Here is a 14,734-nt window from a genome sequence, read left to right as displayed (position 1 = left end):
ACATTAATCTTCCAGTTTTGGCACCGGTGAATCGTCCGGCGTTCTGACGTGAACCTGTATAATACGTCTGCTGTCGGCCATTGCCACTTTGAACTGGTAACCGTCGATGTCAACGGTCTCACCGCGCGCCGGAAGATGGCCAAAGGCCTGCATCACCAGCCCACCAATGGTATCGACCTCTTCATCGCTGAAGTGGGTACCGAAGGCGTCGTTGAAGTCTTCAATCGAGGCCAGCGCGCGCACGGTCCAGGTGTGGCGGCTGAGCTGACGGAAGTCGATATCCTCTTCTTCGTCGTACTCGTCTTCAATTTCGCCCACGATCAGCTCAAGAATATCTTCGATCGTGACAAGACCTGAGACGCCGCCGAATTCATCAATAACAATCGCCATGTGGTAACGCTGAGAGCGAAACTCTTTCAGCATCCGATCCACACGTTTACTTTCCGGCACAACCACGGCCTGGCGTAACACTTTTTCCATGCTGAAGGCTTCGGCATCGCTGCGCATAAACGGCAGCAGATCTTTGGCCATCAAAATCCCTTCGATGTGATCTTTATCTTCGCTGATGACCGGAAAACGCGAGTGGGCGGATTCGATGATCACATCGAGGCACTCGTCCAGCGTCTGGTTACGTTTCAGGGTGATCATCTGCGAGCGGGGGATCATGATGTCGCGGACGCGCTGGTCGGCGATGTCCATCACCCCTTCGAGCATTTCGCGCGTATCTTCGTCGATAAGGTCGTTCTGCCCGGAATCACGAATCAGCTCCAGCAGTTCATCACGGTTTTTCGGTTCGCCGTGGAAAAGCTGGTTCAGAATGAGGGAGAAAAATCCCTTTTTACTGGTTGTCGTGTCGCTACTGTGTGAATTGTCGTCGCTCATGGCGTTTGTTAAGGGTTCTCTTGTTAGTTCAACGTTAACCGCCGCGCTATGTCCTTGCGCGGCGGCATGGTAGTCAGTAACTGACTATTCTTTCTCGGCAATGTACGGATCCTCATAGCCCAGAGCAAGCATTATCTCTGTCTCAAGGGACTCCATCTCTTCCGCTTCGTCATCTTCAATGTGGTCGTAGCCCAACAGGTGCAGGCTGCCGTGTACCACCATGTGCGCCCAGTGGGCTTCCAGCGGTTTTTGCTGCTCTTTGGCTTCCTGTTCCACCACCTGACGGCAGATGATCAGATCGCCCAATAGCGGCATCTCAATGCCCGGCGGCGCTTCGAACGGGAACGAGAGCACGTTGGTCGGCTTATCTTTCCCGCGGTAGGTCAGGTTAAGCTCATGGCTTTCCGCTTCATCCACCAGGCGAATCGTGACTTCTGATTCTTCCTGAAACTGGGGGATTACCGCATCCAGCCATTTCTGAAACTGTGCCTCTTCTGGCATGCCGGAATTGTCTTCACACGCCAGCTGTAAATCGAGGATCACCTGACTCATTTCTGTTCTTGCTCCTGCGCTTCGCGCTTACGTTCCGCGGCCTGTTCGGCCCTGCGTTTTTGATCCGCCTCTTCCCAGGCTTCATAGGCGTTAACGATGCGCGCAACCACCGGGTGGCGAACGACGTCTTCACTGTGGAAGAAGTTAAAGCTGATTTCGTCTACCTCTGACAGCACCTCAATGGCGTGGCGCAGGCCGGACTTGGTGCTGCGCGGCAGGTCGATCTGGGTGACGTCACCGGTAATGACCGCTTTCGAGTTAAAGCCAATACGCGTCAGGAACATTTTCATCTGTTCGATGGTGGTGTTCTGGCTTTCATCGAGAATGATGAACGCGTCGTTGAGCGTGCGGCCGCGCATGTAGGCGAGCGGGGCAACTTCTATCACGTTACGCTCGATCAGCTTCTCAACTTTCTCGAAGCCGAGCATCTCGAACAGCGCGTCGTACAGCGGACGCAGGTAAGGGTCGACCTTCTGGCTGAGATCGCCGGGCAGGAAGCCGAGTTTTTCACCCGCTTCAACGGCAGGGCGGGTCAGCAGGATACGACGGATCTCCTGACGCTCCAGCGCATCCACCGCAGCGGCAACCGCCAGATAGGTTTTACCCGTACCCGCCGGACCCACGCCGAAGGTGATGTCATGGTCAAGAATATTGGCGATGTACTGCGCCTGGTTCGGCGTACGCGGCTTAATGACGCCACGCTTGGTCTTGATATTGATCGCCTTACCGTAGTCCGGCACGCTTTCCGCGCTCTGCTCAAGCACGCGCGCCTCTTTAATGGCGAGGTGGATCTGTTCCGGCTCAATATCCTGAGTTTCGCCGCGCATCGGGGCGGTATCGACATACAGGCTGCGCAGAATATCTGCAGCCGCGTTGACGCAGATAGGGCGTCCGGTGAGTTTGAAATGGTTATCGCGACGATTGATTTCGATACCCAGACGTCGCTCCAGTTGTTTGATGTTGTCATCAAACGGCCCGCACAGGCTCAGCAGGCGAGCGTTGTCTGCGGGCTCAAGGCTAATTTCACGCGTATCTATGTTCAAACTGTTCCTCTTTGAGTAGTTAACTGACTCGCCGCCACACGGCGTAATAAAACGGTCATTACCGAAATTATTCACGCCACAGAATAAAGGCGCAAGCGTTGCGGAAGATATTGGGGACGATGAGAGGAAATACAAGGCCTGCCGGACAGGCAGGCCTGAAGGATCACGGCTGGTAAATGCCCACGCCAGAGTCGTTGATTTTGCGGGTGCGAGAGATAACGGATTCTGGCGTCTCTGCAATGCGCAGGCCCATTTCGTCCTCGGTGCGTACCACCTTCGCGCGCAGCGAGTTGGTGAGCACTTCGACAATCTCGACGTCCACAAATTTACCGATCATGTCCGGGGTACCTTCAAAGTTCACCACGCGGTTATTTTCGGTTCGACCGGACAGCTCCATGATGCTCTTGCGGGAGGTGCCTTCCACCAGAATGCGCTGAACGGTGCCGAGCATACGGCGGCTCCAGGCATTGGCCTGCTGGTTGATACGCTCCTGCAGAATATACAGACGCTGCTTTTTCTCCTCTTCCGGCACATCGTCAACCATGTCGGCCGCAGGTGTTCCAGGACGCGCTGAGAAGATGAAGCTGTAGCTGACGTCGAAATTCACTTCACCGATGAGCTTCATGGTGCGCTCGAAGTCATCAGCGGTTTCGCCAGGGAAGCCGACGATAAAGTCTGAGCTAATTTGAATATCCGGGCGCGCTTCACGCAGCTTGCGGATGGTGGATTTGTACTCCAGCACCGTATGCGGGCGGCCCATCAGGTTCAGCACGCGGTCAGAGCCACACTGAATTGGCAGGTGCAGGAAGCTCACCAGCTCAGGGGTATCGCGATACACGTCAATGATGTCGTCGGTAAACTCCATCGGATGGCTGGTGGTAAAGCGAATACGGTCGATGCCGTCAATCGCGGCCACCAGGCGCAGCAGTTCGGCAAAGCTGCCGGTGGTACCGTCGTAGTTCTCGCCGCGCCACGCGTTAACGTTCTGGCCCAGCAGGTTCACTTCGCGGACGCCCTGCGCGGCAAGCTGCGCAATTTCAAACAGAATGTCGTCCGCCGGGCGGCTGACCTCTTCACCGCGGGTGTAAGGCACCACGCAGTAGGTACAGTATTTGTTGCAGCCTTCCATGATCGAGACGAAGGCGGTCGGGCCATCGGCGCGCGGCTCTGGCAGACGGTCAAATTTCTCGATCTCCGGGAAGCTGACGTCAACGACCGGGCTACGGTTGCCGCGAACCTGATTGATCATCTCCGGCAGGCGGTGCAGGGTCTGAGGGCCAAAGACGATATCCACATACGGGGCTCTCTGGCGGATAAGCTTACCTTCCTGCGACGCGACGCAGCCACCCACGCCGATGATCAGGTCCGGATTTTTCCTTTTCAGAAGCTTCCAGCGGCCTAACACATGAAAGACTTTTTCCTGTGCTTTTTCACGAATTGAACAGGTGTTCAGCAGCAGCACATCGGCTTCTTTCGCATTTTCAGTCAGCTGGTATCCGTGGGTGGTATCCAGCAGATCGGCCATCTTGGATGAATCGTATTCGTTCATCTGACAGCCCCAGGTTTTTATATGGAGTTTTTTAGTCATCGACTTGCTCAGCTCAGGATTGCAAGCCGCGTATTGTAATGCTTTGGTGGGGTTGTGACCAGTATGAAGGTTGTGTGTCTCATGACCGCAAAAATCCGGTAAACTTAAGGGATTCTCCAATAAGGAAAATTGACCATGACACTCCAACACACCGAAGTTGCCGTTGTCGGCGGCGGTATGGTCGGCGGCGCGCTGGCGCTGGGGCTGGCGCAGCAGGGATTTGAGGTAACGGTAATTGAGCAGTCGGCACCGCCGGCATTCGATCCCGCCAGCAAACCGGACGTGCGCATTTCCGCCATCAGCGCGGCGTCCGTCGATCTGCTGCGCGGCCTGGGCGTCTGGGAGGCGGTGCAGGCGATGCGCGCGCACCCTTACAGCCGCCTTGAAACCTGGGAGTGGGAAAATGCCCACGTGTCGTTTGACGCCGCCGAGCTGAAGCTGCCGCGCCTGGGCTATATGGTGGAAAACAGCGTGCTCCAGCTGGCGCTATGGCAGGCGCTGGAGGCTCATCCGAAGGTGACGCTGCGTATGCCTGCGTCACTTAAGGCACTGCATCCTCATGAAAGCGGCTATTTGCTGACGCTCGACAGCGACGATGAACTGGCCGTGAAGCTGGTCGTCGGGGCGGACGGCGCTAACTCGCAGGTCAGAGAGATGGCGGGTATTGGGGTTCATGCCTGGCAATATCAGCAGTCCTGCATGCTAATCACCGTTCAGTGTGAGGATGCGCCGGGCGAAAGCACCTGGCAGCACTTTACCCCGAACGGTCCGCACGCGTTTTTACCGCTCTTCGATAACTGGGCGTCGCTGGTGTGGTACGACAAACCGGCGCGCATTCGCCAGCTGCAGGGGCTGTCGATGGAGCAGCTGCAGCGCGAGATCCTGCTTCACTTCCCGAGCCGCCTTGGCAACGTGACGCCAGTCACCGCTGGTGCTTTCCCGCTCACGCGCCGTCATGCTCTGCAGTATGCCCGAGAAGGGCTGGCGCTGGTGGGCGATGCGGCACACACCATCCACCCGCTGGCGGGGCAGGGCGTGAATCTTGGCTATCGTGACGTCGACGCCTTGCTGGATGTTTTAAGCAATGCGCGCAGCCATGCGGAAGCCTGGGCCAGCCACCAGGTACTCAAGCGTTATCAGACGCGCCGTATGGCGGATAACTTCATCATGCAGTCGGGGATGGATCTGTTCTATGCCGGGTTCAGCAATGACCTGGCCCCGGTGCGCATTCTGCGTAACATTGGATTGATGGCAGCGGAACGTGCCGGCGGTTTGAAGCGACAGGCCCTGAAATACGCCCTCGGACTCTAATCTTTATTCCCTCTCCCCGTGGGAGAGGGTTAGGGTGAGGGCATCAGGCACAAAAAAGCCCGCAGAGCGGGCTTATTTGTTTTAAGTGGCTGGGGTGCAGGGATTCGAACCCCGGAATGCTGGTATCAGAAACCAGAGCCTTACCGCTTGGCGACACCCCAATTGCGTTAAACAGACTGCTTAACGACTTTTTAAATTGGCTGGGGTACGAGGATTCGAACCTCGGAATGCCGGAATCAGAATCCGGTGCCTTACCGCTTGGCGATACCCCAACAATTTTTTATTACCGAAACAAATCGATAATCTTAATTTGGTGGCTACGACGGGATTCGAACCTGTGACCCCATCATTATGAGTGATGTGCTCTAACCAACTGAGCTACGTAGCCAGTACTGCAGTCTTCGATGGCTGGGGTACCTGGATTCGAACCAGGGAATGCCGGTATCAAAAACCGGTGCCTTACCGCTTGGCGATACCCCAATACCGCGGAGAACCGCAAAATCGAAGAAATATGGCTGGGGTACCTGGATTCGAACCAGGGAATGCCGGTATCAAAAACCGGTGCCTTACCGCTTGGCGATACCCCATCCGTGCAACGCTTACCCGGGAATGGTGCGGGAGGCGAGACTTGAACTCGCACACCTTGCGGCGCCAGAACCTAAATCTGGTGCGTCTACCAATTTCGCCACTCCCGCAAAAAGATGGTGGCTACGACGGGATTCGAACCTGTGACCCCATCATTATGAGTGATGTGCTCTAACCAACTGAGCTACGTAGCCATCTTTTTTTCGCGTTACCTTATCGGCGTTGCGGGGCGCATTATGCGTATAGACCCTTGCAGCGTCAACACCTTTTTCAACGAAAATAGCCGGAATGTGACTGTTTGGTTAGGTTGCGAACAGCGTGGCCGAATATTCGGCAATTATTGGTTATTAATCGGTTTTTGGTGGTGAAATGTGAGGCAAAAAAAACAGGCCCCTGAGGGGCCTGTTTGAAATCGTTGTGATTATTTGTAGGCGGACTGGTGAACGCCTACCGCACGTCCTGATGGATCGTTCATCGCCTTGAAAGATTCATCCCATTCAATGGCTTTCGCGGAGGAACAGGCCACTGACGGACCGCCTGGAACACATTCGGCTGCGCTCGGCACCGGGAACAGCTCTTCAAAGATCTCACGGTAGAGGTACGCTTCTTTCGAGCCCGGCGTGTTGTACGGGAAGCGGAAGCTTGCGGTTTCCAGCTGCTGGTCAGAAATCTGTTTTGCCGCTACCTCTTTCAGGGTGTCGATCCAGCTGTAGCCAACGCCATCAGAGAATTGCTCTTTCTGACGCCATGCCACGCTCGCCGGCAGGTAAGATTCAAAACATTCACGCAGGATATGTTTTTCCATTTTGCCGTTGCCGCACATCTTGTCCTGCGGGTTGATGCGCATCGCGACGTCGAGGAATTTCTTATCCAGGAACGGCACGCGCGCTTCCACGCCCCAGGCGGACATCGCTTTGTTGGCACGCGCACAGTCGAACATGTGCAGCGCCTGCAGCTTACGCACGGTCTCTTCATGCAGCTCTTTGGCGTTTGGCGCTTTGTGGAAGTACAGGTAGCCGCCAAACACTTCGTCAGACCCTTCACCGGAGAGCACCATCTTGATGCCCATCGCTTTGATCTTACGCGACATCAGGTACATCGGCGTGGAGGCGCGAATCGTGGTCACGTCATAGGTCTCAACGTGATAGATCACATCGCGGATCGCATCCAGACCTTCCTGCACGGTGAAGTGAATTTCATGGTGAACGGTGCCGAGGTGGTTCGCCACTTCCTGCGCGGCTTTCAGGTCAGGTGCCCCTTCCAGGCCCACGGCAAAGGAGTGCAGCTGCGGCCACCAGGCCTCGGAACGCTCCTGATCTTCCACGCGGCGGGCCGCGAATTTCTTGGTGATCGCGGAGATCACGGAGGAGTCCAGACCGCCGGAGAGCAGCACGCCGTAAGGCACGTCTGACATCAGGTGGCTTTTCACGGAATCTTCCAGCGCCTGACGCAGCTCGGCTTTATCCGTCACGTTGTCTTTAACCGCGTCATAATCGAACCAGTCGCGCTGATAGTACGGACGGATTTCACCGTCTTTACTCCACAGATAGCTGCCCGCCGGGAACTCTTTAATGGTGCGGCAGACCGGAACCAGGGCTTTCATTTCGGACGCGACATAGAAGTTGCCGTGTTCATCGTGGCCCATGTACAGCGGGATAATGCCGATGTGGTCGCGGCCAATCAGGTAGGCGTCTTTTTCGCTGTCGTACAGGGCGAAGGCAAACATGCCCTGCAGGTCGTCAAGAAACTCGGGACCTTTCTCCTGATACAGCGCCAGGATCACTTCACAGTCAGAGCCGGTCTGGAAGGCGTAGCGGTCGCCGTACTCGGCGCGCAGTGCCTGATGGTTATAAATTTCACCGTTGACAGCCAGCGCGTGCGTTTTTTTCTCGTTATACAGCGGCTGTGCACCGGCGTTGACGTCAACAATAGACAGACGTTCGTGAGCCAGAATCGCTTTGTCGCTGGCGTAAACGCCTGACCAGTCCGGGCCGCGATGGCGCATCAGGCGGGACAGTTCGAGTGCCTTTTTACGCAGTTCGCCCGCGTCAGTTTTAATATCCAGTACGCCAAAAATTGAACACATAACCTTCTCCGTTAACCCTGTTGCATTGTGATGTCGCTTGCTTATGAAAATGCCGCAAAAGGGGGAGGGGGCGCAAGCGTTTTACGGGCTAAAGCGGAAATAGTGCAATAGTGATTGCGGAATAGTGAAAAAAGAGTACGTCACTCATCCTTTTATTGATGATTATGCAATGAAACACGCTTTTTGTTAGATGGGATTTTATTTGTATGGGCCGAAAATGAAAAACCACGCCCTGAAGCGTGGTTCTGAATCAAATAACGTCGATTTCGTCGACGGAGGGGTATATCCAGCTTGGGCGGAACGGCATCGTATCAATGTCATCAAGCTGAGAGACGCCAGACAGCACCAGAATGGTTTCAAGCCCCGCCTGGAAGCCGGCCAGAATATCGGTGCGCAGGTTGTCGCCAACAATGACGGTTTCTTCTGAGTGTGCCTGCATCGTATTCAGCGCGGCGCGGATGATCCACGGGCTCGGTTTGCCGACAACAAACGGCTTACGGCCCGAGATTTTCTCAATACCGGCGCAGAGCGCGCCGCAGGCCGGATAGAAACCACGGCCGTGCGTATCCGGGTTGGTGGCGATAAAGCGCGCGCCGCTGGCGACAAAGTAGGCTGCTTTATGCATCATCTCCCAGTTAAAGGAGCGCGTTTCACCGACGATCACAAAGTCCGGGTTCACATCGGTAATAGTAAAGCCTGCTTTATAAAGCTCGTGGATCAGCGCGCCTTCACCGACAACGTAAGCTTTTTTACCTTCCTGACGCTTCAGAAAATCCGCCGTTGCCATTGCCGAGGTATAAAACACGCTGTCCGGCACGTCGACGCCTGCGGTGGCAAAACGGTTCGCCAGATCCTGACCGGTTTGGGAAGGGTAGTTCGTGAGCAGAACCAGTGGCATTCCTTTGTCGATGATGCGGTGAAGAAACTCCGCAGCACCCGGCACGGCAACGTTGTCGTGCATCAGCACGCCGTCGATATCACAAATTACATTCTTAATGGTCATGGACAGTCCGACATCAAAAAAAGAAGGCGTTACTATAAGGTCCGATCAGGATTCCAGCAAATGCTGGAGCAGGATCCCGTTGAGCATGGCGCGCTTGACCAGCGCAAACGCGCCAATCGCCGAGCGATGGTCAAGCTTCGAACGCACCACCGGGAGGTTCTGGCGGAATGCTTTCAGCGCCTGGGTGTTAATACAGCCTTCAATGGCGGGCAGCAGCACCTTTTCCGCTTCAACAATTTCTCCGGCGATCACCACTTTCTGCGGGTTAAACAGGTTAATGGCGATCGCGATGGTTTTCCCCAGATGGCGACCTACCTGCTCGATTACCTCGCAGGCCAGCGCGTCGCCTTTATTGGCGGCTTTGCAGATGGTGCCTATCTTGCAATCGTCCAGCGTGACGCGGCTTTGATAACCCTGCTCAAGCAGGTGACGGACGCGCTGCTCGATGGCCGTGTTGGCGGCGATGGTTTCAAGGCAGCCGAAGTTGCCGCAGTGGCAGCGTTCGCCGAGCGGTTCAACCTGAATGTGGCCAATCTCGCCGACGTTACCGTTTCGACCAATGAAAATACGGCCATTGGAGATTATGCCTGCGCCCGTACCGCGGTGTACGCGCACCAGAATAGAGTCTTCACAGTCCTGACTCGCACCAAAGTAGTGCTCAGCCAGCGCTAAAGATCGAATATCGTGGCCGACAAAGCAGGTCACCTTAAAGCGTTTTTCCAGCGCGTCGACCAGGGCCCAGTTCTCAACCTGAATATGCGGCATGTATCGAATCACACCGCTTTCCGGGTCGACCAGGCCCGGCAGAATGACGGAGATGGCGATGAGCTCGCGGATCTTGCGCTGACAGCTTTCAATAAAGTGCGCGATGGTATTCAGCAGCGCGTGTTCCAGCGTCTCCTGGGTGCGCTCGGGCAGCGGGTAGTGCTCTTCCGCAATGGCTTTGCTGCTCAGATCGTAGAGCGTGAGCGTGGTGTCATGACGACCAAGCCGGACGCCAATGGCCTGGAAGTTGCGGGTTTCGGTAATAATGGAGATGGCGCGGCGGCCCCCGGTGGAGGCCTGCTGATCGACTTCTTTGATCAAACCGCGCTCAATGAGCTGGCGGGTAATTTTTGTCACGCTGGCGGGAGCAAGCTGGCTTTGTTCGGCTATCTGGATCCGCGAGATTGGACCGTGTTGGTCAATCAGGCGATAAACCGCCGCACTGTTAAGTTGTTTAACGAGATCGACATTACCGATTTGAGCTTGTCCGCCTGGTGTCATACTTTTACTTACTCAGTGACGACCTCGTTACCATTAACGATGGTCTTAATAATTTTATAATCGTGTGTGAATGCCGTCAGGTTTGCAACCATACCTGGTGCAATTCCGCCGAGCTGTTTATCCACGCCTATGGCGCGAGCCGGATAAAGGGTGGCCATACGCAGGACTTCATCAAGCGCAATCCCGCAATGTTCAACCAGGTTACGCACCCCTTCAATCATGGTTAAAGAGGAGCCACTCAGCGTACCGTTTTCATCCACACACAGTCCATTGCGGTAGTATATTGTTTTACCGGCAAAAATGAACTGCTCAATATTTGCACCTGCTGGCGCGGTGGCATCGGTGACCAGGCAGAGCTTGTCGCCTTTCAGCCGCTTGGCGTTGCGAATGTTGGTGTAATCAACGTGCATGCCATCAGCGATAATGCCGCAGTAGACGTCTGGTTCGTCGAAAATCGCCCCGACCAGACCCGGTTCACGGCCGGTAATATACGGCATGGCGTTGTAAAGGTGCGTGGCAAAGGTAATACCCGCGCGGAAGCCCGCTTTGGCTTCTTTCAGCGTGGCGTTTGAGTGGCCTGCTGAAACCACAATCCCGGCGGCAGCCAGTTTGCTGATGACATCCGTACCGGTCATTTCAGGCGCCAGCGTCACTTTGGTGATGACATCAGCGTTGGCACACATGTAGTCGACCAGTTCTGCATCCGGCTTGCGCACGTAATCCGGGTTATGCGTGCCTTTCTTCACTATGTTCAGCCACGGCCCTTCAAGGTGCAGACCCAGCGCCTGGTTCGGGTATTTGGCCAGGTATTCGCGCATCACGCGGATACCCTGTTTCATCAGGTCATCACTGCTGGTGATGAGCGTCGGCAGATAGCTGGTGCAGCCTGATTTCTCGTTAGCTTTCTGCATGATTTCCAGCGTTTCAACCGTCACCGCCTCGGCGGTATCATTGAACTGCACACCGCCGCAGCCGTTCAGCTGTACGTCGATGAAACCGGGGGAGATTACTGCTCCATTGAGTGAGCGCTGTTCAATCTCCGGCGGCAGCTCTGCCAGCGGACAAACACGTTCAATCAGGCCATTGGCGATAACAATCGCATGGTCATCCAGAATTTCATGGCCGGTATAAATCCGACCGTGGGTTAAAGCGTACATAACGACCCCCGGTTAAAAAAAGCGGCCGCCTCTTATGGAAGAGGCGGTTATTCAATTACAGACCTTTGATGTTCTCTGCTTCTAACTCGTTGAAGTATTTCAGCGTTTTCACCTTCAGTTCCATCGTGGACGGTTCGTCGCAGACAATGACTGATTTTGGATGCAGCTGCAGGCAGCTGATGGTCCACATGTGGTTAACGTTGCCTTCAACGGCAGCCTGGAGCGCCTGCGCTTTCACGCCGCCCAGCACCAGAATCATCACTTCTTCGGCATCCAGCAGGGTGCCTACGCCAACGGTCAGGGCGTATTTTGGAACCTGGTTCACGTCACCGTCAAAGAAGCGGGAGTTTGCCACGCGGGTGTCATGGGTCAGCGTTTTAATGCGAGTACGGGAAGCCAGAGAAGAGGCTGGTTCGTTGAACGCAATATGACCATCGTTGCCCACGCCACCCATGAACAGGTGGATTTTACCGTAAGAACGGATTTTTTCTTCGTACTGACGGCATTCTGCGTCAATATCAGGCGCATTTCCATTCAGCAGGTTAATATTTTCAGTTGGGATATCAACGTGATCAAAGAAATTGCGGTGCATGAAGCTATGGTAGCTTTCTGGATGCTCTTTTGGCAGGCCAACATATTCGTCCATGTTGAAGGTCACAACATGTTTAAAGCTAACCTGGCCCGCTTTGTGCATTTCAACAAGCGCTTTGTACGCGGTCAGTGGAGTACCACCGGTTGGAAGGCCAAGAACGAAGGGACGATCGGCAGTAGGCTTGAAGGCATTAATACGGTTAACGATATGGCGAGCGGCCCATTTACCGACTTGTTCAGCAGTTGCCAGGGGAATCAGTCTCATTGTTCACCTCAAAGTTTAAGTAGAAGAGTGGGCGGATGGGTATCGGAACCTGATGCTTAAGCGTAACCTGGAACCTTTCAGGCCGGATCAATCCGTCTCGATTTTTTGAATGATAAAATAAGTTTTGGCTGTTAGCCAGTGAAAGGGAGGGTGAATTACGATATTTGGTGACAAAAATCACAAAAAATGGGTGTTTAATTTGCGATACGAATTAATTTTTCACACACTCACAATGCCAGTGAATCATCAACTGTATTAATAGTTAGTGACACAATAAAAACACAGCAGAGAACGTGCCTGAAACGGGGTCTCATAGGGGGAAGAAAGTGAGTATTCTAGGTTATTTACAGAAGGTTGGCCGCGCGCTTATGGTGCCGGTCGCCACGCTGCCGGCGGCAGCGATATTAATGGGTGTCGGTTACTGGATTGACCCGGTAGGCTGGGGTGGAGACAACGCATTAGCGGCGTTCTTCATTAAATCCGGTTCCGCCATCATCGACAACATGTCCGTGCTGTTTGCCATTGGTGTGGCTTACGGTATGTCCAAAGATAAAGACGGTGCTGCGGCGCTGACCGGTTTCGTGGGCTTCCTGGTGCTGACCACGCTCTGTTCTCCGGCTGCGGTTTCTATGATCCAGAAGATCCCGGCGGACCAGGTTCCAGCCGCGTTCGGTAAGATCAGCAACCAGTTCGTGGGTATTCTCGTCGGTATTATCTCTGCGGAACTGTACAACCGCTTCAGCAGCGTTGAGCTGCCAAAAGCGCTGTCTTTCTTCAGCGGTCGCCGTCTGGTGCCAATCCTGACCTCATTTGTGATGATCTTCGTTGCGTTCATCCTGATGTACATCTGGCCGGTTATCTTCGACGGTCTGGTTAACTTCGGTGAACACATTCAGAAGCTGGGTTCCGTCGGTGCGGGCGTGTACGCGTTCTTCAACCGTCTGCTGATCCCGGTCGGTCTGCACCACGCGCTGAACTCCGTATTCTGGTTCGACGTTGCCGGCATTAACGATATTCCTAACTTCCTGGGTGGCGCACAGTCCATTGAAGCAGGTAAAGCGGTGGTAGGTATCACCGGTCGTTACCAGGCGGGCTTCTTCCCAATCATGATGTTCGGCCTGCCGGGTGCAGCGCTGGCTATCTACCACTGCGCGCGTCCTGAAAACAAAGCGAAAGTGCTGGGTATCATGATGGCAGGTGCGTTCGCTGCCTTCTTCACCGGTATCACCGAGCCGCTGGAATTCTCCTTCATGTTCGTTGCGCCGGTTCTGTATGTGATCCACGCTGTGCTGACCGGTATCTCCGTGTTCATCGCTGCAAGCATGCAGTGGATTGCCGGTTTCGGCTTCAGCGCCGGTCTGGTGGATATGGTGCTGTCGTCCCGTAACCCGCTGGCGACCCACTGGTGGATGCTGATCCCACAAGGTCTGGTGTTCTTCGTTATCTACTACGTGGTGTTCCGCTTCACCATCACCAAATTCAACCTGATGACCCCGGGTCGCGAGCTGGCTGTGGCCGGTAGCGAAGCGGATGGTCAGGATGTGAACGTGAGCGGCGGTCAGGAGCAGGACGTTTCTGGCCTGGCGCGTCAGTACATCGCCGCTGTGGGTGGTTCTGACAACCTGACCGGTATCGACGCCTGTATCACTCGTCTGCGTCTGAACGTGAAAGACTCCTCTCTGGTGAACGAAGCGCTGGCAAAACGTCTGGGTGCTTCTGGCGTTATCCGCCTGAACAAAACCAGCGTGCAGATTATCGTTGGCTTCGTGGCTGAGAAAATTGCCAACGCCATGAAAACCACCGGCCCGGTAGCCGCAGCAGAAGCTTCTGCCGCACCTGCCGCTGCGCCAGCGGCTGCAAAACCGCAGGCGGTGCCAAACGCGGTGACCATCGCTGCGCTGGTTTCTCCTGTCACCGGTGAAGTGGTTGCGCTTGAGCAGGTGCCTGACGAAGCGTTTGCCAGCAAAGCGGTCGGTGACGGCGTGGCGGTGAAACCAACGGACAAAACCGTTGTATCTCCTGCGGCCGGTACCATCGTGAAAATCTTCAACACCAACCACGCGTTCTGCCTCGAAACCGAAAAAGGCGCGGAGATCGTTGTCCATATGGGTATCGATACCGTTGCGCTGAACGGTCAGGGCTTTACTCGCCTGGTGGAAGAGGGTGCCGAAGTGGTGGCAGGTCAGCCGATTCTGGAAATGGATCTGGACTTCCTGAACGCCAACGCGCGCTCGATGATTAGCCCGGTCGTGTGCAGCAACATCGACGACTTCAGCGGTCTGGTTCTCCAGGCAAAAGATCAGGTGGTTGCGGGTCAAACACCACTGTACGAGATTAAAGGCAAGTAATCGCTCCTGAGTAGAGTCATGCCTTAAGCGGCGGGGGATATCCTCCGCCGCTTTTTT

11 protein-coding genes and 7 tRNA genes are annotated in these 14,734 nt (G+C 54.9%); 2 read left to right on the top strand and 16 right to left on the bottom strand.

The features are described 5' to 3' along the window. Nucleotides 1-3: 3 nt before the first annotated feature. From corC to miaB, 4 genes are all read right to left on the bottom strand, one after another. Entirely contained in the window at nt 4-882 is an 879-nt protein-coding gene (corC, locus tag OSH03_RS06030) for a CNNM family magnesium/cobalt transport protein CorC (protein ID WP_021242574.1), read from the bottom strand. Between the two features lie 84 nt (nt 883-966). Next, nucleotides 967-1,434, bottom strand: coding sequence for an rRNA maturation RNase YbeY (ybeY, locus tag OSH03_RS06025; protein ID WP_003858677.1), 468 nt, complete (start codon nt 1,432-1,434; stop codon nt 967-969). After that, on the bottom strand, nt 1,431-2,477 hold the full coding sequence (locus OSH03_RS06020) for a PhoH family protein (RefSeq protein WP_061098874.1): 1,047 nt from the start codon (nt 2,475-2,477) through the stop codon (nt 1,431-1,433). Before OSH03_RS06020 ends, ybeY begins: the two co-directional genes overlap by 4 nt. A 163-nt stretch (nt 2,478-2,640) precedes the next feature. Further along, entirely contained in the window at nt 2,641-4,065 is a 1,425-nt protein-coding gene (gene miaB / locus OSH03_RS06015) for a tRNA (N6-isopentenyl adenosine(37)-C2)-methylthiotransferase MiaB (RefSeq protein ID WP_266178530.1), read from the bottom strand. A gap of 135 nt (nt 4,066-4,200) precedes the next feature. Between miaB and ubiF the strand changes: the two genes are divergently transcribed. Further along, nucleotides 4,201-5,376: a 3-demethoxyubiquinol 3-hydroxylase gene (ubiF, locus tag OSH03_RS06010; RefSeq protein WP_266178529.1), complete on the top strand. Its 1,176-nt coding sequence runs from the start codon at nt 4,201-4,203 to the stop codon at nt 5,374-5,376. Nucleotides 5,377-5,462: 86 nt separating this feature from the next. Here ubiF and OSH03_RS06005 read toward each other — a convergent pair. From OSH03_RS06005 to nagB, 12 genes are all read right to left on the bottom strand, one after another. Further along, a tRNA-Gln gene (locus OSH03_RS06005) sits at nt 5,463-5,537 on the bottom strand. A gap of 36 nt (nt 5,538-5,573) precedes the next feature. Beyond that, a tRNA-Gln gene (locus OSH03_RS06000) sits at nt 5,574-5,648 on the bottom strand. 39 nt (nt 5,649-5,687) lie between these two features. Next, nucleotides 5,688-5,764, bottom strand: a tRNA-Met gene (locus tag OSH03_RS05995). Between the two features lie 17 nt (nt 5,765-5,781). After that, nucleotides 5,782-5,856 (bottom strand) — tRNA-Gln (locus tag OSH03_RS05990). Between the two features lie 32 nt (nt 5,857-5,888). Continuing rightward, nucleotides 5,889-5,963, bottom strand: a tRNA-Gln gene (locus tag OSH03_RS05985). A gap of 23 nt (nt 5,964-5,986) precedes the next feature. After that, nucleotides 5,987-6,071 (bottom strand) — tRNA-Leu (locus tag OSH03_RS05980). A 7-nt stretch (nt 6,072-6,078) separates the two neighbouring features. Continuing rightward, a tRNA-Met gene (locus OSH03_RS05975) sits at nt 6,079-6,155 on the bottom strand. Between the two features lie 227 nt (nt 6,156-6,382). Next, nucleotides 6,383-8,047, bottom strand: coding sequence for an asparagine synthase B (asnB, locus tag OSH03_RS05970; protein ID WP_266178528.1), 1,665 nt, complete (start codon nt 8,045-8,047; stop codon nt 6,383-6,385). A gap of 250 nt (nt 8,048-8,297) precedes the next feature. Then, entirely contained in the window at nt 8,298-9,050 is a 753-nt protein-coding gene (gene nagD / locus OSH03_RS05965; protein WP_061098871.1) for a ribonucleotide monophosphatase NagD, read from the bottom strand. Nucleotides 9,051-9,095: 45 nt separating this feature from the next. Next, nucleotides 9,096-10,316 carry a DNA-binding transcriptional regulator NagC gene (nagC, locus tag OSH03_RS05960; protein WP_028012354.1) on the bottom strand — a complete coding sequence of 407 codons (1,221 nt, stop codon included), beginning with the start codon at nt 10,314-10,316 and terminating at the stop codon, nt 9,096-9,098. An 8-nt stretch (nt 10,317-10,324) separates the two neighbouring features. After that, nucleotides 10,325-11,473, bottom strand: a complete 1,149-nt coding sequence (gene nagA, locus OSH03_RS05955; RefSeq protein ID WP_266178527.1) for an N-acetylglucosamine-6-phosphate deacetylase — start codon at nt 11,471-11,473, stop codon at nt 10,325-10,327. A 55-nt stretch (nt 11,474-11,528) separates the two neighbouring features. Continuing rightward, nucleotides 11,529-12,329, bottom strand: coding sequence for a glucosamine-6-phosphate deaminase (nagB, locus tag OSH03_RS05950; protein WP_266178526.1), 801 nt, complete (start codon nt 12,327-12,329; stop codon nt 11,529-11,531). Nucleotides 12,330-12,655: 326 nt separating this feature from the next. Here nagB and nagE point away from each other — a divergent pair, with 326 nt between their 5' ends. Further along, a complete protein-coding gene (gene nagE / locus OSH03_RS05945; protein ID WP_253541220.1) occupies nt 12,656-14,677 on the top strand; it encodes an N-acetylglucosamine-specific PTS transporter subunit IIBC in 2,022 nt (673 codons plus the stop codon). Nucleotides 14,678-14,734 lie beyond the last annotated feature (57 nt).

Source organism: Enterobacter nematophilus (assembly GCF_026344075.1).
In the GTDB taxonomy this organism is placed as follows: domain Bacteria; phylum Pseudomonadota; class Gammaproteobacteria; order Enterobacterales; family Enterobacteriaceae; genus Enterobacter; species Enterobacter nematophilus.
This window is presented reverse-complemented; position numbering and strand designations above follow the sequence as displayed.

Excerpts from the sequence above, each read along its gene's own strand:
- nagB (WP_266178526.1), bottom strand. The coding sequence starts at position 12,329 with ATGAGACTGATTCCCCTGGCAACTGCTGAACAAGTCGGTAAATGGGCC.
- nagC (WP_028012354.1), bottom strand. The coding sequence starts at position 10,316 with ATGACACCAGGCGGACAAGCTCAAATCGGTAATGTCGATCTCGTTAAA.
- nagA (WP_266178527.1), bottom strand. The coding sequence starts at position 11,473 with ATGTACGCTTTAACCCACGGTCGGATTTATACCGGCCATGAAATTCTG.
- ubiF (WP_266178529.1), top strand. The coding sequence starts at position 4,201 with ATGACACTCCAACACACCGAAGTTGCCGTTGTCGGCGGCGGTATGGTC.
- nagD (WP_061098871.1), bottom strand. The coding sequence starts at position 9,050 with ATGACCATTAAGAATGTAATTTGTGATATCGACGGCGTGCTGATGCAC.
- ybeY (WP_003858677.1), bottom strand. The coding sequence starts at position 1,434 with ATGAGTCAGGTGATCCTCGATTTACAGCTGGCGTGTGAAGACAATTCC.
- corC (WP_021242574.1), bottom strand. The coding sequence starts at position 882 with ATGAGCGACGACAATTCACACAGTAGCGACACGACAACCAGTAAAAAG.
- miaB (WP_266178530.1), bottom strand. The coding sequence starts at position 4,065 with ATGACTAAAAAACTCCATATAAAAACCTGGGGCTGTCAGATGAACGAA.
- asnB (WP_266178528.1), bottom strand. The coding sequence starts at position 8,047 with ATGTGTTCAATTTTTGGCGTACTGGATATTAAAACTGACGCGGGCGAA.